Here is a 494-nt window from a genome sequence, read left to right as displayed (position 1 = left end):
CATCCGTACATCCACCCACCGAGGAGATCCCTTGAGCAGCCACCGAAAACCCCGTACCCCCAGCCCACTCACCCGGCGTGCCGTCCGCGTGGGGCTGTTCGCCGCCGGTGTCGCCGGTGTGGCGACCGCCGTGCCGGCGCAGGCCGCCACCACCGGTGGTGCCGTCGGAGGGGCCTCGAAGGTCGCCGTCGCGTCGGACCACGTCTTCAGCCACGCCGACCGCCGCGACCACACGGAGCAGGAGGACTCGTTCACCATCCGGCAGTTCGGCACGGTGAAGGCCGCCTCCGTGCGCAACCAGGCCAACGCGGTCTCGTCGGGCTGCACCGCCGACGACGCCTGCCGTTCGGTCGCGCTGTCCTTCCAGGTCGTCACGATCGCGGGTGAGCACACCCGTCTGAACGCCGTGAACCTCAGCGACGCCACCAACAAGAGCTGCACCGGCTGCCAGACCCTGGCCGGCGCCTACCAGTTCGTGGTCTCCACGCCCACCC

Annotated in this window: 1 pseudogene; it reads left to right on the top strand. The window is 70.9% G+C overall.

Annotated features, from left to right (window positions below):
• Positions 1 to 31 precede the first annotated feature (31 nt).
• Positions 32 to 494 (top strand): annotated as a pseudogene (locus EHS43_RS45770) (hypothetical protein); the annotation flags it as partial.

The organism is Streptomyces sp. RP5T, assembly GCF_003933965.1.
Taxonomy (GTDB): Bacteria; Actinomycetota; Actinomycetes; order Streptomycetales; family Streptomycetaceae; genus Streptomyces.
Note: the sequence above shows the minus strand (reverse complement) of the source record. Positions and strands in the feature narration are given on the sequence as shown.